The organism is Cobetia sp. SIMBA_158 (assembly GCF_046566945.1).
Classification (GTDB): domain Bacteria; phylum Pseudomonadota; class Gammaproteobacteria; order Pseudomonadales; family Halomonadaceae; genus Cobetia; species Cobetia amphilecti.
Window position 1 is genome coordinate 1 of record NZ_JAWJYL010001033.1, and the last position, 238, is coordinate 238.

1 protein-coding gene is annotated in these 238 nt (G+C 61.3%); it reads left to right on the forward strand.

The annotated features are described in order from the left end of the window. Positions 1 to 229: GMC oxidoreductase (locus R2R70_RS22940; protein ID WP_410979337.1), on the forward strand; the 229-nt coding region annotated here is incomplete at its 5' end. Positions 230 to 238 lie beyond the last annotated feature (9 nt).

Below are 238 nucleotides of genomic sequence, written 5' to 3' on the forward strand. Positions count from 1 at the left end.
CAGCATCCCCGAAATACTCTTCAACATCCCCACCACAGCGCACTGCATGTGCGGCGCTGCCATGGCGGCCTCCCCCGAGGACTGCGTCTGCGATGGGCAAAACCGCGTCTTCCATTACCGCAACATGCTGATCTGTTACAGCTCGATGCTCGCCGCCAATCGGGGCGTCAATCCCAGCCTGTCCATCACCGCCCTGGCGGAACATGCAATGAGCCATATCCCGCGCTAGGGCTGACCT